General features: G+C 69.9%; 16 protein-coding genes. 13 read left to right on the forward strand and 3 right to left on the reverse strand.

The genetic code is table 11. The features are described 5' to 3' along the window. Positions 1 to 110: 110 nt before the first annotated feature. The 5 genes from atpA (at position 111) to ACFZBU_RS00510 (ending at position 5,378) form a co-directional block, all read left to right on the forward strand. The gene (gene atpA, locus ACFZBU_RS00490; RefSeq protein WP_391581233.1) at positions 111 to 1,754 is read left to right on the forward strand and encodes a F0F1 ATP synthase subunit alpha; all 1,644 of its coding nucleotides are present in this window, start codon (positions 111 to 113) and stop codon (positions 1,752 to 1,754) included. A 20-nt stretch (positions 1,755 to 1,774) separates the two neighbouring features. Beyond that, on the forward strand, positions 1,775 to 2,683 hold the full coding sequence (locus ACFZBU_RS00495; RefSeq protein WP_355543075.1) for a F0F1 ATP synthase subunit gamma: 909 nt from the start codon (positions 1,775 to 1,777) through the stop codon (positions 2,681 to 2,683). A 5-nt stretch (positions 2,684 to 2,688) separates the two neighbouring features. Beyond that, entirely contained in the window at positions 2,689 to 4,137 is a 1,449-nt protein-coding gene (atpD, locus tag ACFZBU_RS00500; RefSeq protein ID WP_391581234.1) for a F0F1 ATP synthase subunit beta, read from the forward strand. 206 nt (positions 4,138 to 4,343) lie between these two features. Further along, complete coding sequence (locus ACFZBU_RS00505; protein WP_360318886.1) at positions 4,344 to 4,718, forward strand: F0F1 ATP synthase subunit epsilon; 375 nt, start codon at positions 4,344 to 4,346, stop codon at positions 4,716 to 4,718. An 84-nt stretch (positions 4,719 to 4,802) separates the two neighbouring features. Beyond that, positions 4,803 to 5,378: a DUF2550 domain-containing protein gene (locus tag ACFZBU_RS00510; RefSeq protein ID WP_391581235.1), complete on the forward strand. Its 576-nt coding sequence runs from the start codon at positions 4,803 to 4,805 to the stop codon at positions 5,376 to 5,378. A gap of 51 nt (positions 5,379 to 5,429) precedes the next feature. Here ACFZBU_RS00510 and ACFZBU_RS00515 read toward each other — a convergent pair whose 3' ends face one another. Further along, positions 5,430 to 6,002, reverse strand: a complete 573-nt coding sequence (locus tag ACFZBU_RS00515; RefSeq protein ID WP_391581236.1) for a cob(I)yrinic acid a,c-diamide adenosyltransferase — start codon at positions 6,000 to 6,002, stop codon at positions 5,430 to 5,432. A 115-nt stretch (positions 6,003 to 6,117) separates the two neighbouring features. On the opposite strand from ACFZBU_RS00515, the gene murA reads away from it, so the two are divergent. The 4 genes from murA (at position 6,118) to ACFZBU_RS00535 (ending at position 11,248) form a co-directional block, all read left to right on the forward strand. Next, positions 6,118 to 7,398, forward strand: coding sequence for a UDP-N-acetylglucosamine 1-carboxyvinyltransferase (murA, locus tag ACFZBU_RS00520; protein ID WP_391581237.1), 1,281 nt, complete (start codon positions 6,118 to 6,120; stop codon positions 7,396 to 7,398). Between the two features lie 111 nt (positions 7,399 to 7,509). Continuing rightward, positions 7,510 to 8,358, forward strand: a complete 849-nt coding sequence (locus ACFZBU_RS00525) for a 3-hydroxyacyl-CoA dehydrogenase family protein (protein WP_391581238.1) — start codon at positions 7,510 to 7,512, stop codon at positions 8,356 to 8,358. 229 nt (positions 8,359 to 8,587) lie between these two features. After that, positions 8,588 to 8,893 carry an STAS domain-containing protein gene (locus ACFZBU_RS00530; RefSeq protein ID WP_391581239.1) on the forward strand — a complete coding sequence of 102 codons (306 nt, stop codon included), beginning with the start codon at positions 8,588 to 8,590 and terminating at the stop codon, positions 8,891 to 8,893. 366 nt (positions 8,894 to 9,259) lie between these two features. Continuing rightward, positions 9,260 to 11,248, forward strand: coding sequence for a protein meaA (locus ACFZBU_RS00535; protein WP_391581240.1), 1,989 nt, complete (start codon positions 9,260 to 9,262; stop codon positions 11,246 to 11,248). 315 nt (positions 11,249 to 11,563) lie between these two features. Here the strand turns inward: ACFZBU_RS00535 and ACFZBU_RS00540 are convergent, their stop codons facing one another. Continuing rightward, positions 11,564 to 14,584 (reverse strand): LamG-like jellyroll fold domain-containing protein, encoded by a 3,021-nt coding sequence (locus ACFZBU_RS00540; protein WP_391581241.1) that lies wholly within the window; start codon positions 14,582 to 14,584, stop codon positions 11,564 to 11,566. Positions 14,585 to 15,079: 495 nt separating this feature from the next. Here ACFZBU_RS00540 and ACFZBU_RS00545 point away from each other — a divergent pair, with 495 nt between their 5' ends. Then, entirely contained in the window at positions 15,080 to 17,605 is a 2,526-nt protein-coding gene (locus ACFZBU_RS00545; RefSeq protein ID WP_391581242.1) for a hypothetical protein, read from the forward strand. A 54-nt stretch (positions 17,606 to 17,659) separates the two neighbouring features. Here the strand turns inward: ACFZBU_RS00545 and nucS are convergent, their stop codons facing one another. After that, positions 17,660 to 18,319: an endonuclease NucS gene (gene nucS / locus ACFZBU_RS00550; protein WP_391581243.1), complete on the reverse strand. Its 660-nt coding sequence runs from the start codon at positions 18,317 to 18,319 to the stop codon at positions 17,660 to 17,662. Between the two features lie 159 nt (positions 18,320 to 18,478). On the opposite strand from nucS, the gene ACFZBU_RS00555 reads away from it, so the two are divergent. From ACFZBU_RS00555 to ACFZBU_RS00565, 3 genes are read left to right on the forward strand one after another with little or no spacing between them, the layout of a single operon-like run. Continuing rightward, positions 18,479 to 18,883, forward strand: a complete 405-nt coding sequence (locus tag ACFZBU_RS00555) for a WXG100 family type VII secretion target (protein ID WP_391581244.1) — start codon at positions 18,479 to 18,481, stop codon at positions 18,881 to 18,883. Between the two features lie 5 nt (positions 18,884 to 18,888). After that, positions 18,889 to 21,027, forward strand: a complete 2,139-nt coding sequence (locus ACFZBU_RS00560; protein ID WP_391581245.1) for a hypothetical protein — start codon at positions 18,889 to 18,891, stop codon at positions 21,025 to 21,027. Beyond that, positions 21,027 to 21,590, forward strand: coding sequence for a hypothetical protein (locus ACFZBU_RS00565; protein WP_391581246.1), 564 nt, complete (start codon positions 21,027 to 21,029; stop codon positions 21,588 to 21,590). The genes ACFZBU_RS00560 and ACFZBU_RS00565 overlap by 1 nt, the downstream gene beginning before the upstream one ends. The last annotated feature ends 172 nt before the right edge of the window (positions 21,591 to 21,762 follow it).

Here is a 21,762-nt window from a genome sequence, read left to right on the forward strand (position 1 = left end):
GGAAAACCCCCGAGCGGCACAGCGGCCCCCACAGCAGCACCGCGGTTCCGTACGACAAGCGACGGACAGCGGACCGTTAACCCCACCACCTAGGAGAGCAGGGACACCAGATGGCGGAGCTCACGATCCGGCCGGAGGAGATCCGGGACGCGCTGGAGCGCTTCGTCGCCTCGTACGAGCCGGAGACGGCCGCGCGCGAAGAGGTCGGTACCGTCACCGAGGCGTACGACGGTATCGCCAAGGTCGAGGGCCTGCCCTCGGTCATGACGAACGAGCTGCTCAAGTTCGAGGACGGCACCCTCGGTCTGGCGCAGAACCTCGACGTCCGCGAGATCGGTGTCGTCATCCTCGGTGACTTCAGCGGCATCGAAGAGGGCCAGAAGGTCCGTCGTACGGGCGAGGTTTTGTCGGTTCCGATCGGTGACGGCTACCTGGGTCGCGTCGTCGACCCGCTGGGCCAGCCGATCGACGGCCGAGGCGAGATCGCGTCCGAGGGCCGTCGCGCCCTCGAACTGCAGGCCCCCGGCGTGATGATGCGCAAGTCGGTGCACGAGCCGATGCAGACCGGCATCAAGGCGATCGACGCGATGACCCCGATCGGCCGCGGCCAGCGTCAGCTGATCATCGGCGACCGGCAGACCGGCAAGACCGCGGTCTGCCTGGACACGATCATCAACCAGCGCGACAACTGGCGCTCGGGCGACCCGAAGAAGCAGGTTCGCTGCATCTACGTCGCGATCGGCCAGAAGGGCACGACCATCGCGTCCGTGCGCCGCTCGCTCGAAGAGGCCGGCGCGCTGGAGTACACGACGATCGTCGCCGCCCCGGCGTCCGACCCGGCCGGCTTCAAGTACCTGGCCCCGTACACCGGTTCGGCCATCGGCCAGCACTGGATGTACCAGGGCAAGCACGTCCTCATCGTGTTCGACGACCTGTCGAAGCAGGCCGAGGCGTACCGCGCCGTGTCCCTGCTGCTGCGTCGTCCGCCGGGGCGCGAGGCGTACCCCGGTGACGTCTTCTACCTGCACTCGCGTCTGCTCGAGCGTTGCGCGAAGTTGTCGGACGACCTCGGCGGCGGTTCGATGACGGGTCTCCCGATCATCGAGACCAAGGCGAACGACGTGTCGGCGTACATTCCGACCAACGTCATCTCGATCACCGACGGCCAGTGCTTCCTGGAGTCCGACCTGTTCCTGCAGGGCGTGCGCCCCGCGGTCAACGTCGGTATCTCGGTCTCGCGAGTCGGTGGCTCCGCGCAGATCAAGGCGATGAAGAGCGTCGCGGGTCGACTTCGCGTCGACCTGGCCCAGTACCGCGAGCTGGAGGCGTTCGCGTCCTTCGGTTCCGACCTGGACGCCACCTCCAAGGCCTCGCTCCAGCGCGGTGCGCGCATGGTCGAGCTGCTCAAGCAGGGGCAGTTCGAGCCGTTCGCGATCGAGCTCCAGGTCGTCTCGATCTGGGCCGGCACCACCGGCAAGCTGGACGACGTGCCGGTGCAGGACATCCGCCGCTTCGAGAAGGAGCTGCACGAGTACGTGCAGCACAAGCACGCGGCCCTGCTGACCGGGATCGTCGAGACCGGCAAGCTGGAAGACGACACCGTGATGGCGCTCACCGACGCGGTGGATGCCTTCAAGCAGACGTTCACCAAGTTCGACGGCGAGCCGTTGATCCAGGACGTGACGCCTGCCGGGCTGACGAAGGAAGACGTCGGCCAGGAGAAGATCACCCGTCACGTGGCCAAGTCCGAGTAAAGAACGGAGAACCCTGACCAATGGGAGCCCAACTTCGGGTCTACCGGCGTCGGATCCGTTCCGTGTCGGCGACCAAGAAGATCACGCGCGCCCAGGAGCTCATCGCGGCGTCGCGGATCGTGAAGGCGCAGCAGCGCGTCGCGGCCTCCAAGCCGTACGCCGACGAGCTGACGCGCGCCGTTTCCGCGGTCGCCACCTTCTCCAGCACGCAGCACCCGTTGACCACCTCGGTGGAGCGGCCCACCCGGGCCGCGGTGCTGTTGGTAACCAGTGACCGCGGTTTCGCGGGCGGCTACAACTCGAATGCCATCAAGGCCGCCGAGCAGCTCACCAAGCTGCTCGAGGACGAGGGCAAGACGGTCAGCCGCTACGTGATCGGGTCCAAGGGCATCGGGTTTTTCCAGTTCCGCGACGTGGACCTGGCCGGGCAGTGGAAGGGATTCTCCGACCGCCCCGAGTACTCCGACGCCAAGAAGGTGGCAGGTGAGCTGATCGACGCGTTCGTGACGCCCACCGACGAGGGCGGTGTGGACGAGATTCACCTCGTCAGCACCGAGTTCGTCTCCATGCTCACGCAGAGCCCGGTCGCGGTGCGGGTGCTCCCGTTGGCGGTCGAGGAGACGGACGAGCCGCCGGCCGGCGGCCCCTTCCCGCTCTACGACTTCGAGCCCTCGGCCGAGGGTGTTCTCGACGCACTGCTGCCGCGGTACGTCGAAAGCCGCATCTTCAACGCCCTGCTGCAGTCCGCCGCTTCCGAGCACGCGGCCCGCCGACGGGCGATGAAGTCGGCGACCGAGAACGCCGAAGACCTCATCCGGACCCTCTCTCGCCTGGCGAACAATGCTCGCCAGTCCGAGATCACCCAGGAAATCAGCGAGATCGTCGGTGGCGCCAACGCCTTGGCCGACGCGACCGCGGGGAGTGATTAGACATCATGACTGCCACTGTTGAGACGGCCGCTGCCACGGGCCGCGTCGCCCGCGTCATCGGCCCGGTCGTCGACGTGGAGTTCCCCGTCGACGCGATGCCGGAGATGTACAACGCGCTGCACGTCGACCTGGACCTCTCGGGCCAGGGCGAGGGGGAGGGCAAGACCACGCTCACCCTCGAGGTCGAGCAGCACCTTGCCGACGGCATCGTGCGTGCGATCTCGATGCAGCCCACCGACGGCCTCGTTCGCGGCGCCATCGTCACGAACACCGGCTCGCAGATCTCCGTGCCCGTGGGCGACGTCACCAAGGGCCACGTGTTCAACGCCCTCGGCGAGGTCCTCGACACGGATGCGGCGACCTTCGAGGTCACCGAGCGCTGGCCGATCCACCGGCAGGCGCCGGCCTTCGACCAGCTCGACTCGAAGACCGAGATGTTCGAGACCGGCATCAAGGTCATCGACCTGCTCACCCCGTACGTCAAGGGTGGCAAGATCGGTCTGTTCGGTGGTGCGGGCGTCGGCAAGACGGTGCTCATCCAGGAAATGATCGTCCGTGTCGCCCGTCTGCACGAGGGTGTGTCGGTGTTCGCCGGCGTCGGCGAGCGCACTCGTGAGGGCAACGACCTGATCGAGGAAATGAAGGAAGCGGGCGTCTTCGAGCAGACGGCGCTCGTCTTCGGGCAGATGGACGAGCCCCCGGGCACCCGTCTGCGCGTGGCTCTGTCCGGCCTGACCATGGCGGAGTACTTCCGCGATGTGCAGAAGCAGGACGTGCTGCTCTTCATCGACAACATCTTCCGGTTCACCCAGGCCGGTTCCGAGGTGTCGACGCTGCTCGGCCGGATGCCCTCCGCGGTGGGTTACCAGCCGACGCTCGCCGACGAGATGGGCACCCTCCAGGAGCGCATCACCTCGACCCGCGGTCACTCGATCACCTCGATGCAGGCGATCTACGTCCCCGCGGACGACCTGACCGACCCGGCCCCGGCCACGACGTTCGCGCACCTCGACGCCACGACGGTGCTCTCGCGTCCGATCTCCGAGCTGGGCATCTACCCGGCCGTGGACCCGCTGGACTCGACGTCCCGGATCCTGGACCCGCGCTACGTCGCGCAGGACCACTACGACTGCGCGATGCGGGTCAAGAGCATCCTGCAGAAGTACAAGGACCTCCAGGACATCATCGCGATTCTGGGTATGGACGAGCTGTCCGAAGAGGACAAGCTCACCGTGCACCGCGCGCGTCGCATCCAGCGCTTCCTGTCGCAGAACACCCACGTGGCGAAGCAGTTCACGGGGCTCGACGGCTCGGACGTTCCGCTGTCCGAGACCATCGAGGCGTTCAACGCGATCGCCGACGGCAAGTACGACCACGCTCCCGAGCAGGCATTCTTCATGCTCGGTGGGCTGGACGACCTCGAGAAGAAGATCGCCGAGCTCAACAAGGGCTGACGATCGCCTGATCGACGAGGGGCGGTCCCGAACGGGTCCGCCCCTCGTGTCGGTTCCCGGCAGGGCCCTGCGGCCCTTCCGGAAACCCGCCGGCGTTTGAGTCGGTTGGAGCCAGGCCCGTCCGGGCCACTATCCTTGAACACCACCCGTCCCGTGAGGGCGGAGGCGAAGACCAGCGTGTCTTCGACCCGACATGAGGAGCCACGTTGGCTGAGCTGCACGTCGAGCTGGTCGCGGCCGACCGCAAGGTGTGGTCCGGCGAGGCCACCATCGTCATCGCACGCACCGCGGACGGCGACATCGGCATCCAGGCCGGTCACCAGCCGGTTCTCGGAGTGCTCGAATCCGGCCCGGTGACGATCCGTCAGGCCGACGGTTCGGTCGTCATCGCGGCGGTCCACGGCGGGTTCATCTCGTTCGCGGACAACAACCTCTCGCTGCTTGCCGAGATCACCGAGCTGGCCGACGAGATCGATGTCGCCCGCGCGGAGCGGGCGCTCGAGCGCGCCGGCGCGGCGAAGGACTCCAGCGCCGAGCGGCGCGCGGAGACGCGGCTGCTCGCCGCCCAGCGGCGGGACTAGCCAGAAGACAGTCGCAGCACCAGAGCCCGGACCGACACACGGCCGGGACCACTGCTCAACGCGCGAACGAGGAGGTCGATCCGGATGGTCCTCGTCGTGCTGAGCGTGATTCTGGCCGTTGTCGTCGTATTGGTGGTCGGCGTCGCGGCATTCGCGCTGCGTCGCCGGCTGATCCAGCGACCCGGGGGCACCTTCGACTGTTCGCTTCGCATGCGGCCACCGGTATCCCAGGCCGGCGAAGCCGGATCGAACACCGCGGCGTCACCCGGGCAACAGGCCCCGGGGGGCGCCGCGTCGTCGTCCCCGGAGGCGGCCGAGCACGGTTCCACGGCGGATCCGGCCGCGCCGTCGGCCGATCCCGACCACGGCAAGGGCTGGGTCTTCGGGATCGCCCGATACAGCGGCGACCGGATCGAATGGTTCCGCGTGTTCAGTTACGCGCCGCGCCCGCGCCGGGTGTTGCAACGCGGCGGGATCCACGTGATCGGTCGCCGGGAACCGGCCGGCCAGGAGGAGTTGGCGCTGCTTGCGGGCGCGGTCATCCTGGTCTGCGAACACGACGGCGCGCGGATCGAACTCGCCCTCAGCGACGACGCGTTGACCGGCTTCCTGGCCTGGCTGGAAGCGGCGCCGCCGGGGCAACGGGTCAACGTGGCCTAGGCCGTGTCCGGTGGACACGGCCTAGCGGCGCCGCTTCGACGGTGCGCGGGCTCAGCGGTTGGCGCCCGGCACCCACAGCACGTCGCCGACTTCGCGGTTCGCGTGCCTGGCCAGGATGAACAGCAGGTCGGACAGGCGGTTGAGGTACTTCACCGTCAGCGGGTTCATCGAGTCGCCGTGCACCTCCAGGGCGCCCCACGTGGTGCGCTCGGCGCGACGGGCGACGGTGCGGGCCTGGTGCAGCAGCGCGGCGCCGGGAGTGCCGCCGTTGAGGATGAAGCTGCGCAGTTTCTCCAGGTTCTCGTTGTATTCGTCGCAGGCCGCCTCCAGGGCGTCGATGTAGCTCTGCTCCACCCGCAGCGGCGGGTACTTCGGGTCCTCGACCACCGGGGTGGACAGGTCGGCGCCAAGGTCGAACAGGTCGTTCTGGATGCGGGTCAGCAGCTTGACCACATCCTCGTCCAGGTTGCCGAGCGAGAGCGCGACGCCGATCACCGCGTTGGTCTCGTCCACGTCGGCGTATGCCGCGAGTCGAGGATCGGTCTTGGCGGTGCGCGACATGTCCCCGAGCGCGGTGGTGCCGTCGTCGCCGGTGCGGGTGTAAATCCGGGTGAGGTTGACCATGACGGCAAGATTAGGGCGTGTGGCCTGCGGATCGTCCGGAACAGGCCCTGGGCGCACGCTTTGTCCGTGCTTGGCGTGGTCCGTGGCCGGGTCCGGGAATCAGTACGATTCTCCGATGGACAGGTTCCGGGTGACAGGTGGTCAGCGACTCGTCGGCGAGGTGCGGATCACGGGCGCGAAGAACAGCGCGCTCAAATTGATGGCTGCCGCACTGCTCGCGGAGGGCACCACGGTGCTCGAGGAAGCACCCCGGATCCTCGACGTGGAGATCATGAGCGAGCTGCTGCGGCGGCTCGGTTGTGAGGTCGAGGGGGAGACCACCGGGACGGTGCGGATCGGGGTGCCGGCGGCGCCGCGCTTCGAGGCGGACTACGACCTGGTGCGCAGCATGCGGGCGTCGATCTGTGTGCTGGGCCCGCTGCTCGCGCGCTGCGGCGAGGTGCACGTCGCGTACCCGGGTGGGGACGCGATCGGTTCGCGCGGTCTCGACATGCACATCGAGGGCCTGGTCAAGCTCGGCGCGACCGTGGAGAACTCGCACGGGGTGCTGATCGCCAAGGCGCCGAACGGCCTGAAGGGCACCACCGTCTGGCTGGACTTCCCGAGCGTGGGTGCGACCGAGAACATCCTGATGGCCGCGGTGCTCGCCGAGGGCCACACGGTGATCGACAACGCGGCACGCGAGCCGGAGATCGTGGACATCTGCTCGATGCTCACCGAGATGGGCGCGCGGATCGAGGGCGCGGGCTCGTCCACGATCGAGATCGAGGGCGTCGAGGGGCTCAAGCCGGTGCGCCACCGCACGGTGCCGGACCGGATCGTGGCCTGCACGTTCGCGGTCGCGGCCGCGATGACGCTCGGCGACGTGACGGTACGCAACGCGCACCCCGAGCATCTGGAGATCGCGCTCGACAAGCTGACGCTGGCCGGCGCCGAGGTGTCGCACGTGCGGGACGGCTTCCGCGTGGTGATGGACCGACGGCCCAGGGCCGTGGACGTGGTCACCCTGCCGTACCCCGGGTTCGCCACCGACATGCAGCCGTTCTTCGCCGCGATGAACTCGATCGCCGAGGGCTCCGCGATGATCACCGAGAACCTCTTCGAGGCACGGTTCGTGTTCCTTCAGGAACTGCTCCGGCTGGGTGCCTCGATTCGCACCGACGGACACCACGCGATCGTGCGCGGGGTCGAACAGCTCTCCGGCGCCCCGGTGTTGACCGCGGACATCCGGGCCGGGGCGGGACTGGTGCTGGCCGGCCTGGTGGCCGACGGGGACACCACGGTCAGCGGGGTGCACCACATCGACCGCGGCTACACCGGCCTGGAGGTGCAGCTCCAGTCGCTCGGCGCGAAGATCGTCCGGGAGCCGGAGCCGGAGAGTACCTCGCGTTTCTGACGGGTCGTCAGGTAGGGGTGCGTCGGTGCCGTCGAGGGCCCGGCTACGCTCCCGAGAGCACCGGCGTCCGCATGACGTCGGTTCGGGATCGTGTACTGGAGAGGTAGCGCAGTGACCAACAAGATCGCCGTCATCGGGGCCGGGCTCATGGGGTCGGGCATCGCCCAGGTCGCCGCGCAGGCCGGCTACGACGTCGTCCTGCGCGATGTCACCGACGCCGCCCTGGAGCGCGGGCTGAGCGGGATCGCGGCCTCGTACGACAAGTTCGTCGCCAAGGGCAGGCTGACCGCCCAGGACGCCTCGGCGGCACTGGCCCGGATCACCACCACCACCGACCTGGAAGACGTCGCGGACGCGGACGTCGTGGTCGAGGCGGTGTTCGAGAAGGTCGAGGTCAAGCAGGCGGTCTTCGGCGAGCTGGACCGGATCTGCAAGCCCGGCGCGGTACTTGCCAGCAACACCTCGGCGATCCCGATCACCGAGATCGCCGCCGTCACCGGCCGGCCCGAGTCGGTCGTGGGCATGCACTTCTTCTCGCCGGTGCCGCTGATGAGCCTGTGCGAGCTGGTTCGCGGCTTCAAGACCTCGGACGCCACGCTGGCCGCCGCGCGCGAACTGGCCGAGGCGATGGGCAAGACGTGCATCGTGGTCAACCGGGACGTGGCCGGCTTCGTGACCACTCGGCTGATCACCGCGCTCACGGTCGAGGCGGTGAAGCTGTACGAGGCGGGCGTGGCCACCGCCGAGGACATCGACATCGCCTGCAAGCTGGGCTTCGGGCACGCGATGGGCCCGCTGGCCACCGCCGACCTGACCGGCGTGGACATCATGCGCAACGCGACGAACAACATCTACACCGAGAGCAAGGACGAGAAGTTCGCCCCGCCGGAGCTGCTCAACCGCATGGTCGCTGCGGGCGATCTGGGTCGCAAGACCGGCAAGGGTTTCTACGACTACTGAGTCGTCGATCGAGTCGTGCACGACGGCCGCTCCGCGACCGGGCTTCCAGGGGCTCCGGAGGCGCGGGGCGGCCGTCGGTCCGATGGGCCGGGGGCAATCGGCGCATCATCTGATGATTCGTCACCTGTACGAGTGAAGTCCGATGTGATGAGTGAGGATTATCGGGTTTTGGGTGTTCTTCTGGGAAGCCGAACCGTCATCGAACGGACGGATTCCCCAGGAGGAGACGATGCGCGTTTGGGGCGACCCGCGCGAACTGCACTTGGACGGTGTGCTCGACGTACGGGCCACCGCCGACGTCCGACTGGCGCTGCACGATGCGCTGGACCACGGAGACGGCGACCTGATTCTCAACCTCACCCGGGTGCCCGCCCTGGACACCACCGGCCTGGGCCTGATCGTCGGCGCACATCGGCGTGCGGGTCGGCGCGAGCGTCGCCTCGTGCTGACCGGGGTCGGTCCGGACGTGTACCGGGTGCTCGTGCTGACTCGATTGCACCGCATCCTCACGCTCCGCCAGCTCGCCGCGGTCTGATCCGGCCGATCGGGCCGACCCGGGCGACACAGTGTCAGGCCGGCCGGGCAACGACTTGCGTGCTGTGGCCGAGCACACCCTGTCCGCAGCGGTTACCCGTCAGTACACTCCGTGGTAAGCAGGGCCGCACCAGGCGCGGTGACAGCGGACCAGCGGGACAGCCCAGGCCGGTAGTCGCCGAGCATCGGTCGGTCCGGAACCCTCCGGAGGTATTCCGTGGCGAGCCAGACGCCCTCAGCTCAGCCCTCGCAGCCGGCCACGCCGTCCCCGGCCGGTCGGCCGACCACTTCTCCGATCGAGCAGGCCCCGAACGAGCAGGCCTCACCGACCGGGCGGGCTTCGGCCAAGCGTGATCGTCCCTGGGTCATGCGCACCTACGCCGGTCACTCCTCGGCCACCGCCTCCAACGCGCTCTACCGGCGCAACCTCGCCAAGGGCCAGACCGGCCTGTCGGTGGCCTTCGACCTGCCGACGCAGACCGGCTACGACCCCGACCACGTGCTCTCGCGCGGCGAGGTCGGCAAGGTCGGCGTGCCGATCTCGCACATCGGCGACATGCGGCAGCTTCTCGACGGCATCCCCGTCGAGGAGATGAACACCTCGATGACGATCAACGCGACCGCGCTGTGGATGCTCGCGCTCTACCAGGTCGTCGCCGAGGAGCAGGGCGCGGACATCGCCAAGCTCACCGGCACCACGCAGAACGACATCATCAAGGAATACCTGTCGCGCGGGACCTACGTCTTCCCGCCCGGGCCCTCGCTCAAGTTGATCACCGACACCGTCGCGTACACGGTCTCGCACATCCCCAAGTGGAACCCCACCAACATCTGCAGCTACCACCTCCAGGAGGCGGGCGCGACGCCGGTGCAGGAGATCGCGTACGCGATGTGCACCGCGATCGCCGTGCTGGATGCGGTCCGCGACTCGGGGCAGGTGCCGGCGGACCGGATGGGCGAGGTGGTCCAGCGGATCTCCTTCTTCGTCAACGCCGGGGTGCGGTTCGTCGAAGAGATGTGCAAGATGCGGGCGTTCGTGCAGCTGTGGGACGAGCTGACGCTGGAGCGCTACGGCGTACAGGACGCCAAGCAGCGCCGGTTCCGCTACGGCGTGCAGGTCAACTCGCTCGGCCTGACCGAGGCGCAGCCGGAGAACAACGTCCAGCGCATCGTGCTGGAGATGCTGGCCGTGACGCTGTCCAAGGACGCCCGGGCGCGGGCGGTGCAGCTGCCCGCCTGGAACGAGGCGCTGGGCCTGCCTCGGCCGTGGGACCAGCAGTGGTCGTTGCGGATCCAGCAGGTCCTGGCCTACGAGTCGGACCTGCTCGAATACGGCGACATCTTCAACGGTTCACACGTGATCGAGGCCAAGGTCGCCGACCTGGTGGCGGGCGCGCGCGAGGAGATCGACCGGGTCCAGGCGATGGGCGGCGCGGTTTCGGCGATCGAGTCGGGCTACATGAAGTCGCAGCTGGTCGGCTCGCACGCGGCCCGGCGGGCCCGGATCGAGGCGGGCGAGGAGGTGGTGGTCGGGGTGAACCGGTTCGAGACCACCGAGGAGAACCCGCTCACCGCCGACCTGGACGCGGCGATCATGAGCGCCGACCCGGACGCCGAGCGCTCGGCGATCGAGAAGATCAAGGCCTGGCGCACCGGCCGCGACCCGGAGGCGGTGGACGCGGCGATGGCCCGGCTGCGCGACGACGCACGGTCGTGGAAGGCGGCCTCGGCGGTCAACCTGATGCCGGCCACGCTGGCGTGCGTACGGGCCGGGGTGACCACGGGGGAGTGGTCGCAGGCGCTGCGCGAGGAGTTCGGCGAGTACCGGGCGCCGACCGGGGTGTCCGGGGTGGTCGGTGTGCAGGATGGCGCGGGGCTCACCGAGGTGCGCGGGGCCGTGCGGCGGACCGGCGAGGAACTGGGCGGCCGGTTGCGGCTGTTGGTCGGCAAGCCGGGGCTGGACGGGCACTCGAACGGGGCCGAGCAGATCGCGGTGCGGGCGCGCGATGTCGGCTTCGAGGTGGTCTACCAGGGGATTCGGCTCACTCCGGAGCAGATCGTCGCGGCGGCGGCCGAGGAGGATGTGCACTGCGTGGGGCTGTCCATCCTGTCCGGGTCGCACCTGGAGCTGATCCCGGACGTGCTCTCGCGCATGCGCGACGCGGGGATCGGGGATGTGCCGGTGATCGTGGGCGGGATCATTCCGTCCGCTGATGCGGTGGTGTTGCGGTCGCAGGGGGTCGCTGCCGTCTTCACGCCGAAGGACTTCGGGATCACGGACATCATGGGGCGGATCGTGGAGGTCATTCGGGAGGCGAACGGCCTGGCGGCCGAGGCTGCGGTGTCGGTGGGCTGAGCGCTCGCGCCTGCGCTGCTGCGGCTGTGGCTTGTCCTCGAACGCCGGACGGGTCGGCTTTGCTGTGGCCGAGCTTGAGCGATGTGGCTCGGGTTTGCGGGTTGTGTGGCTTTACGGGTGTCCTCGAACGCCGGACGGGCTGGAGTTGGCGTGGACGGGCTGGGTCGGCCCGTCCGGCGGTTGAGGGATGCGGCTGGGGTTGCGGGTTGCGGGGCTTTACGGGTGTCCTCAAACGCCGGACGGGCTGGAATTGCACCGGGCCGGGTTGCTGTGGACGGGTTGTTCGGCCCGTCCGGCGGTTGGGGTGGGCTTGGACTACGGGACCGGGTGGCCCATGTCGGTGGTGATTTCGGTGGGGGTCAGGGGGCGGTTGTAGATGCGGACGTCGTCGATCAGGCCGGCGAAGTATTCGCCCCAGACGCTGTTGCCGCCGATCCGGAGTGCGCCGCCCGCGTCCACGATCGGGCCGGTGTGTGCGGTGGCTCCGACCTGGACGCCGTTGACGTACAGGCGCAGCGTGGTGCCGTCGTAGGTGGCCGCGATGTGCGCCCACGCGCCGGTGGGCAGCGGTGCGGTGCCGTCGGCGTAGGTGTCGTTGTTGGTGCCGGTCGTATTGATGGACGTGTTGGGCGCGGCGGTGCCGTTCGCGTACAGCGCGTAGGACAGGCCGCCGCCGCGTTCCTTGAGCAGGACGGTGCGCCAGTTCGTGATCGCCGCGGGTTTGACCCATGCCTCCAGGGTCATTCCGCCGGTGAGCGTGAGGCGGGCGCTGTGCGGCACCGTCACCATCGATGAAGTGCCGTTGAAGGAAAGCGCGTTGCCGGAATGGCCGGTGACCCAGGTGCCGCCGGTGACGGTGCCGTTGTTGCCCTGGCCGGCGTCGTCCGTGACGATCGTGCCGCTCGTGGCGTTGAAGCCGTACGCGGCCATCAGACCGGCCGGCGGTCCGTCGACCTCGCGATAGGTGGCGGTCAACGTGATCGGCGTCGCGGGTGCGGTGATGTTGTGCGCGGCGGTGCCACCGTCCGACCAGGAGACGAATTCGTAGTTCCTGCCGTTCAGGGTCTGTGTCGTCGGCGCGGCGATCGAGGATGTGCCGCCGACGATCACCGTGCTGGTGAACGGCGCCGGGCGTTGCGAGGAGAACAGGCCCAGGGTCAGGCCCGGCGGGTCGGAGGCGAGCGTGATGTCCACGGTCTTCGGGTTCAGGCGCACGCTGGTGGTGCCGGTCAGGCCGCCGGAATCGGTGGCGGTCAGCCGCAGTTCGAGCCACGACGGATACTCGTGGTCGACCGCCGTGAAGGTGCCCGAGGCGCCGCCCTGACCGGTGATCTGGTGCTCGTGGCAGTTGGTGGGCGTGGTGCAGTGATGCATGATGATCTGCCAGTTCAGCCCGGTGCCCGGGATGGTGCCGTCCTGCGGGTCGCTCGCGTGTCCGCTGAAGGCGATCGGGTCGCCCACCTTCCAGGTCAGCGTCGCGGTCGGGGTGTCGATCACCGGCGTCGGTGGTGCGTTGCCCGCCGAGATGGTGATCGGCGCGGAAACCCCGGTCAGGCCCACCGGATCGGTGACCCGCAGTCTGACGGTGTAGCTGCCGGGCGTGGTGTACGTGTACGACGGGTTCGCCGCGGTCGAGTCGTCGAACGCGCCGTCGCCGTCCAGGTCCCAGGCGTGGGTGAGGGTCTCGCCCGGGTCCGGATCGGTCGAGGCCGAGCCGGTGAACGCCACGGTCAGCGGCGTCGTACCGGTGGTCGGGGTGGCCGAGGCGACCGCGTTGGGCGCGCTGCCGGTGTAGCGGATCCGGTGGATCGCGCCGTCCTCGAAGCCGATGTAGTACACGTCGCCGTCCGGGCCGGTGGTCAGCTGGACCGGGTTCGCGTTGCTCACGAACACCTGGCGCGTGGACGGGTCGGGGAGCCCGTCGGGACCGGCCAGCATGCTCCACACGCAGCGCCGGCTGTGGTCGGCGAAGAACATGGCGTTGCGGTAGGCCGCCGGGTAGCGCTGTCCCGAGTAGAAGGTCACCCCGGAGATCGCCGAGCCGTTGCCGGTCGGGCAGCTCTCGCCCGGGACCACCACGGCGCCGTGCCGGTAGGCGTAGTAGGGCGTCTTCACCGCGCCCGGACCGTCGGCGTACAGGTTGTTGCACAGGTTCAGGCCGATCGACTCGTAGCCGCCCTGGCGGGCCGAGCCCTCGTAGCAGGGCCAGCCGAAGTTGGCCACGGCGCTGCCGGAGGGCGTGAGCCGGTCGATCTCCTCCCAGCTGCCCCAGCCGACGTCGCCCACCCACAGCTCGTTCGTGCCGGGCCGGAAGCCGAATCGGAACGGATTGCGCAGGCCGGCCGCCACCAGGCGGCGGGCGTTGGCGTCGGCGTTGCCCGCGAGCGGGTTGCCGGGCGCGCCGGCACCGGTGCTCGGGTCGATCCGGATGATGCTGCCGTTGAGCGCGAACGGGTCACCCGAGGTGCGGAAGTCCTGTGCGCGCAGCGCGCCGCCCTCGGCGGTCGGTGCGGTCAGTACGGTGCCGACCGCACTGGTGCCGTCGGCACACGGGTTCGCCGGAATCGGTTCCTTGCCCGGGATCGGGCCGCTCGCGGTGCTCTGGCCGTAGTCCGCCCAGTCGAAGCTGGCGCCGTCCCCGGCGGATGCGTAGAGGTAGCCGTCCGGGCCGAAGGCGAGGCTGCCGGTGGCGTGCGACGGGAACTGCTGGCACCAGCCCTCGACCAGCACCTGCTCGGGGCCCGCGGTGTCGCCGGTCGCGGTCAGTTTGGCGATCCGACCGGTGATCAGACAGCCCTTGGCCTGTGCGCCGGGCGGGTCCGGGCAACCGTCGTCCAGACCGGTGGCGGTGCCCCAGTAGGGGGCCGAGCCGCCGGGGCGCGCGTCGTGCGCGTACATCACGTAGACCGACGGATCCGTCGGGAAGTTCGGGGCCAGGGCCAGGCCGAGCAGGCCGCGGTCCCAGAAGTTGTGCACCTTCGCCCGCAGGTCGGTGAACACCGTGGGCGTGGGGTCGGTGAGCGAGTCGAACACCTTGACGACGCCGGATTTCTCGGCGACGAAGACCCGTCCGTCCCCGGCGAAGGCCACGTCGACCGGCTGGGTCAGGCCGGTGATCACCGAATCGTCGGAGAACTTCGGCGGCACCGTGCCGGCCTGCGCGGAGGCGGCACGCGCGGTCGGTGTCGAGCCGAACAGTTCCGGGCCGAGTGGGCGGGACGATGTGTCGGAGACGACTGCGGACGAGGCCGGCGACGCGCCGGCCGAGGGTATCGACAGTGCCAGTGAGGCGAGCAGCGCGGCGGCGCAGGCGAACCGGGTCCGGTGCCGGTTCACCCGCCGTCCCGTGCGTCGCAATCCTATGGAGCCGGACGTGCTGGAACCGGACATGCATGTCCCCCTGTTCCCCCTGGACGCCCGACTGTTGTGGCGCCCCTTGTGCACCATAGGGCGACTCGGCGGGCATGCACCGACTTTTCGGTAAGCCCACGACGCCCCCGGGAGCGGCTCGGCAGGATCGTCCCGTGACCACTCGAAGGCGCGCGCGTTGTTGTGAAGAGGGAGCGAAGGTCGGCCCGGACCCGGTCCGCTCGACGGCAGGAGGTGGCAAGGTGGGACGTGGTACGGCGGGGGTATGCGCGGCCCATGGTCGGCCGCCCCGCCGTTCGACGCGTCGGTGCTCAACGATCTTGTCACGAACCCGGCGCCGGGTATCGGTGTGCCGGCCGCGCCCGGCACACTGATCACCGGTTTCCGCCCCCGAGTGCCCGGGCTTCGTCCCCGGCCGCACCGGTGCGTCGAGGAACCACGACGGGGAGCACAGGGAGTGGCATGAACGGCGGCGGCAGGCAACGGCCGGAAGACGACGGCGAAAAGCGCGTCGAGGACGACCCGCTCGCGCCCCCGGCCGGTGCGCCGACGGATTCCGTCGGCGACTCGATGGACGCCTACGGCGATTCGACGGACTCCGTCGGTGGTTCGTGGGGTGACGACGCCTATTTGGACGAGCTGTTCGGGCCGCGTCCGGGCGCGGGTGCGCAGGGCGCGCAGGGCGGGTCGCAGGGGAGTGGGTCGGGTGGGGCCGGGTTCGAGCCGTCGGCGGCGGAGTCGGCGGCCGAGTTCGGGGCCGGGGGTGCGGCCGAGCCGCCCGCGTCGGGGGCCGCGGATGGGTTTCCGCCTTCGTTCGGGGAGTTCCCCGCTGCCTCGTTCGGATCCTCCTCCGCACCCTTCTCCGCACACGCTTCCGCGTCTTCCTCCGCATCGTCCTCCGCACCTCGGATCGGTCGGGGCGAGCCGATTCGGATCGACGACTGGTCGGACCCGGCCTCCGAGGCCGATCGGGGCGGGGCCGGGGAGTCCGCGCCGGGGGTGCTCCAGCTGATCGCGGGCGACCTGCTGCTCACCTTCGGCGGGGTGGACGGCACCGACGTCGGGCCGATGCCCGCCGGGACCCGGTCGCCGCGCCCGTCCAGGCTGCCCGGTTCGGTGCCCTCGAGCGATCCGCCGCCGCTGGGACGCGGCGTCGAGATCGCCGAGCTGACCGGTCTGTTGCAGCGCGGCACGTCGGTTCGGATCGGCGGGCCGTCGTCGAGCGGGCGCAGCACGCTGCTGCGCCACCTCGCCGCGCTCGATCCCGCGGGTGCACCCGACGGGGTGATCCTGCTCGACGGCCGGCGCCGCGGCCTGGACGACCTGTTGCAGCAGCTGCACGACGCGTGCTTCGCCGGGCCGGCGTACCGACCCACCCGCGAGCAACTGGTCGGGATCCTGGCCGACGTGGCCGCGCTCGTGGTCGTGGACGACCTGGAGCTGGGTCAGGAGGACGTGGTCGAACTCCTGCGGATGGCACCCGAATGCGCGTTTCTGGTGGCCGGTCCGGAGGTGGTCGATCCGATCGTGCGCCGGGATTCGCCGCTGCACGAGATCACCCTGGGCGGGCTCCCGCAGGAGGCGTCCTTCGACCTGCTGCGGCGCACCGCCGGGCGCGAACTCGACGACGAGGAACTCGCCTGGGCCTCCGCGCTGTGGTTCCAGGTCGGCGGCCATCCGGGGCGGTTCGTCCAGGCCGGAGCGTTGCTCGGGCGGCGTGAGCGCGGGCGGGCCGGCTACGGGCTGCTCGACGACGGCGCGGCGGACAACTCGGGCGAGTTGCCCTCGCCCGGCGAGCCGCGGCAGTTCGTACCGCGCCTGGTCCCGCTGGTGTCCGCGTCGGCACAGCAGGTGCTGCGGCTGGCCTCGGCCCTGGAGGGCGAACTGCCGGACCCGGTACACCTGCCCGCCCTGACCGGCGCGGTGGACGCGGTGGGGGCCGCCGACGAGCTGGTCGAAGCCGGGCTGGCGGCGCACGAGTTCGGCCGGTATCGGCTCACCGGGGGCACCGCCGAGGCGGTCGCCGCGATCGTGCGCGGGCCGTCCTCGTGGGCGGTCGCGGCGATACAGCACTTCACCTGGTGGGTCTCGCACCCGTCGGTCACCCCCGCCGAGATCGCCCGTGAGGCGGACACGATCCTGGCCTGCCTGCGCGAGTCCGAGCGGCTGGGCAAGGCCGGCTCGGCGCGCGCGCTGGCGCGGGCCTCGGCGCCCGCGTTCGGCGCCTCGGCCCGCTGGGACGCGTGGGGCGAGGTGCTCGATCTGGGGCTGTCCTCGGCGCGCGACGCGGGGGCCTCGGCGGCGTCCGATCATGCCTGGTTCCGGCACGAGTTGGCCATCCTGGCGCTGTGCACGGGCGATCCGCAGGGCGCGCGCGAGGAGGCCGCCGCCGCGACCCGGATGCGCGACGTCGGCTCGGACAAGCGCGGACTCGCGGCGGACCGCCGAGTGTTGGCCCTGGCCGGCGGCGACCGGACGGTGGTCGCGGCGACCACGGAGGGCGGAGCCGGCGCGTCGCGCGGCGGGATCGGCCGACGCGGTGTGCTGATGACGGCGGGTGCGGCGGTGGTCCTGGTGGTCACCCTGGCCGCGGTGGTCGCGATGGGCTCGGACTCGCCGGACAAGGGCGACCACCGCAGGCCGGTGGGCTCCACCGGCTCGGCGGCCTTCGACCCGAACACGCCCAACCGAGGCGCCGAGGTCGACCCCAAGGCCGACCGGGACAAGCCCGCTCCGCCGACCGGCAGCCACAAACCGGGCTCGACCGGGACGACGGCCACGACCACCACGACGGCACGGGAGACGACCATGGCCACGACCTCGGCGCCGGCGAACCCGCCGCGATCGTCGAGCCCGGCCAACTCCACGTCCCAGGGCAGCACTTCGGCCCCGGCAACGTCGACGTCGGCACCACCGCCGACGGCGACCACGCCCCCGCCCACCTCGTCGGCCCCGGCGCTGCCACCGGCAGGCGTCGATCCGTTGTGATCCGGGCCGCCGATCGTCGTCGGATCCCCGTTGCGGGATCCGACGACGATCGGATCAGAACAGCTTGAGCTTGTCGTCCTCGGTGCCGCGCAGCGCGTTGTAGTCCAGCGTCACGCACGCGATGCCCCGGTCCACCGCGAGCACGCGGGCCTGGGGCTTGATCTCCTGCGCGGCGAAGACGCCCTTGACCGGGGCGATCAGGGTGTCCCGGTTGAGCAACTCCAGATAGCGGGTGAGCTGCTCGACGCCGTCGATCTCGCCGCGGCGCTTGATCTCGACCGCGACGGTGGTGCCGTCGGCGTCCCGGCACAGGATGTCCACCGGGCCGATCGGCGTCGGGTATTCGCGCCGGATCAGCGTCCAGCCGGCGCCGAGTGCGTCGAGCCGGTCGGCCAGCAGTTCCTGGAGATGCGCCTCGACGCCGTCCTTGACCAGGCCGGGGTCGACGCCCAGTTCGTGCGAGGTGTCGTGCAGGACTTCCTCGATCGTGATGATCAGCTTCTCGCCGGCCTTGTTGATCACCGTCCACACACCGTCCCCCTCCTTGAGGGAGCACGGCGGACTCATCCAGTTCAGCGGCTTGTACGCGCGGTCGTCGGCGTGCACGGACACGCTTCCGTCCCGCTTGACGAGGATGAGCCTGGGAGCGGACGGCAGGTGGGCGGTGAGTCGCCCGACGTAGTCCACGGAGCAACGGGCGATGACGAGACGCATACCCCCGACGCTACCGCCTCCGAAGCCCCTCCCCCCGCCACCCCCGCACCCCTGGCCCGACTCGTGTGACGCACCTCATCGCCCATCCGACCGACTCGAAACCAACGCATGGTTTAGCGTCGCGAACGCAGCGCGACGATGAATGGGGGCGGCGGCCGCATGAAGGACGACATACTGCGCGTGTTGGATCCGGGACGGGATCCGCAGACAGCCCGGGATCCGGTCTCGCCGCCCGCCCGCGCGACCGAAACGAGCATTACGGCGGGCAAGCCACTTCGGGTCACGCCCGAACTGGTGCAGGCCGCGGCCACTGCGCTGGAGGGGCTGCGCGGCGAGTTCTCCACGGTCGCGACGCAGCCCGGCGAATCGGCCGAGAGCGCCGCGAGCGGCCTGCCGGGCTGGGAGACCGCGGTCGCCCTGCTGTACGTCGCGCAACGCTGGCGCAGCCAATCGGGCGACCTGGGCGCCATGTTGTCCGCCGGAGCGGCGAAGCTCGCCGAGGGCGCGCGTACGTACAAGGAAGTCGACGAGCGGTCGGCCGACGAGTTCGCGGGTTGGTGGTGACCGGCATGCCGACGATCGCGCAAGTGCTGGACGCCAGGTCGGCCGGCCTGGAGCAGGCCGCGCTGACCTGGGAACGGGTGGGCCGAGTGGTGAGCGACCTGGGCGAGCGCTTGGCCGGCGACGTCACCCGCCAGGTCTCGGGCGCGTGGCGCGGCGGCATCGCCGCACCCTTGGCCCAGCGCGAGATCGGCCGCTCCGGCGAGCAGTTCGACGCAGCCGGTGCGGAGATCCACGCCGTGGCCCGGACCATGAGCACGGCGGCCGACCGGCTCCGCGACCTGCAGCGCAGACTCGACGGCGTGCTTCAGGAAGCCGCCGCCCGGAAGTTGGCAGTCTCACGGGAGACCGGCGCGGTGACCTGGGGACCGTTGGAGTCCGCAGGCGGCGAACCGGCGACCCCCGAAGCGGTCGTCGCCTACCAGGCGGAGCGGGCTCGGGCCGCCGCCGACCTCACGGCCGACATCACTCGGATCCTCCAGGAAGCGGCTCGAATAGACACCGAGACCGCCGCCGCGCTGCGGATGAACGTCGGAGGCGACCCGAAGGACTTCAACGCGACGCCCGACCGGAGCATCGCGCCGGACATCGCCCAGGCCACGACGCTACTGCGCAAGCCCGACCTGGATGCCGCCGAATTGGAGCAACTCACCACGCTCTTGGCCACATACGACGGCGACGAGGTGTTCGCCGAGGCGCTCGTGCGTGACCTGGGTCCCGAGCGGCTGCTCGGTGCGCAGACGACTCTGGCCTCCTGGCCCACCGGTGAGAACTCCAGCATGGCCCAGAGTCTGCTCGGCAGCACACTCGCCACCGCGAGTCCGGCGCTGGCCAAGGAGCCGGACTGGATGCGCAGGCTGCTCGCCGCCGGGCGTGGCACGATCTCCGGGCCCACCGCCGGGCCGTTCGGGCGGTCCGGCGGTCCGATTTTCGGCTACCAGAGTCTGGGGGTGCTGCTGCGGAGCGGTGTGTACGACCGGTCCTTCCTGGAACAGGTCGGCACGGACATGCTCCGGATGGACAAGGAAGGCGACCGAGGCAAGATCTGGATGCGCGTCCTCGCCCCGCCTGGTGTATCCCCCTTCGCGGGGGCGTGGGCCGCGGACGGCACGATCAAACTGCAAGGACTGGGTAACGAGGACCTCGGGTACGACCCGATCACCGGCCTGATGAAGGCCTTGGCCAACAACCCGGACGCCGCGTCCTCGTTCTTCGCCACGGGTGGCGACGAGCGCATGCGGTATCTCCTCACCGAACGCGACCCCGCGGCGGACTCGATCGCCCGCGACGAATCCGGCAAGCCGTGGCGGTCCTCGGTCACGGCCACCGGCGACGCGCTCGTCGCGGCGACCGGCGGCAGGCCGGTGACGGAGGAGATGGCCAAGGTGTTCGCAAGTTCGGTGCACGTGCTCGGTGAGCACGTGCCGCCGAAGAGCCTCGCACCGGAACTCGAAGCCGGCGTCGTCGAGATGGTGGGCAACAACATCCAGTCGGTGCACGCGACGATGAGCAATCCGACGGACAGGCGACAGCCGATCCACGACCCGCTGTTCCCCGGCGCCCCTGACTATCTCGCTCCCGTGGACCGAAGCGATTTGGCCCGCGTCATCTCGGAGATCGCAAGGAACCCGGGCAGCATGGCGGAACTGGTCGAGAAGGAGAGCGCGTTCACCGGGCTCGGCCTGCGGGCGATCGCGGAGCAGCATCCACCCGGTGTCACCGCGGAGGGCTTCCTCGGCGACTCCGCCAAGGTTTTCGGACTCTTCGACGCGGCGACGGCGCACAACATCAGCATCGATCAGATCACCGGCGACAAGGCTGCCAACGACAAGTTCGCGCTCTACACCAAGACGGCCGGGTCCATCTTCGGTGGTGTGGTTTCGCTCGTCGGCGACAACGCCGGTGACGTCATCGAACGCGGCGTCAATATCGGAGTCGAGTGGCTCGTGGCCAAGCATCAAACCGACACCTCGGAACAGGCTCGACGGCAGATCGCCCAGGTCTTCGGCAACGGACGCGAGTATGTGTTCGGTTTGTCGGACCAGTGGCTCGACGCGACCGGCACGAGGATCCCGGTATATCAGGTGGATTCTTCCTATTCGTCGGGTGGCGAGATCCTGCGCGGTGCCCTCGGATTGGAGCCCTGATGCCATCGATCGGTCGCGGTGTCCTTGCAGTGGTGGGGGTGATCGTCCTGAGCGGGTGTTCCTCGGGTGGCACATCATCCTTCGTGGAGACCCGGAGTTGTAAGGGACTCGTCGATACCAAGGTCGTCCGGGACCTGCTGGGATCCGGCGAGATACAGCGCGAGGGAGGGGGAAAGCTGCTGTTTCCGCAATTCGGCGACCAGTGCAGCGTGCGCATGAAGGACGGCGATCGGGAGAAGGCCTTCAGCTTCACCTTCGGTCCCGGGACGATTCGATCGGAGCCGACGGGGGAGGAAATCGAGGCTGAGCATGCCGACCCGCTCGGACGCGGATTGGTGGGATTCGCCGGCGACCGCTGGGCATGGGTGCAGATGCCGCCGTGTCTCGAGGGCGGACCGACGACCCAGGGTGCCCTGACCGCCTCACTGATTCCGCGAGCCGACGAACCGGTGGCACCCGCCAGGCCCGGAAACCGTGCTCTCCTCGTCGACACCCTCGTCCGGATCGCCAACGCGGCCCTGGACAAGGCCGGTTGTACCGCCGGGCGGCTGCCCGGGGCGTAGGTGGGTTCGTCGACGGTTCGCTATGGAGCAATGTGTGTCGGATGTCCTACGGTGAGTCGGGAGACGGTGCGGGCCGAGCGGATGGGCGTTCGGGCGTGTCGTGATCGCTGCATGGGCGCCATCTGCCACGTACGAGACACGACCCGAACCGCCGGGCGAACTTGCGTACGCC

This window comes from Embleya sp. NPDC008237, from assembly GCF_042956465.1.
Taxonomy (GTDB): domain Bacteria; phylum Actinomycetota; class Actinomycetes; order Streptomycetales; family Streptomycetaceae; genus Embleya.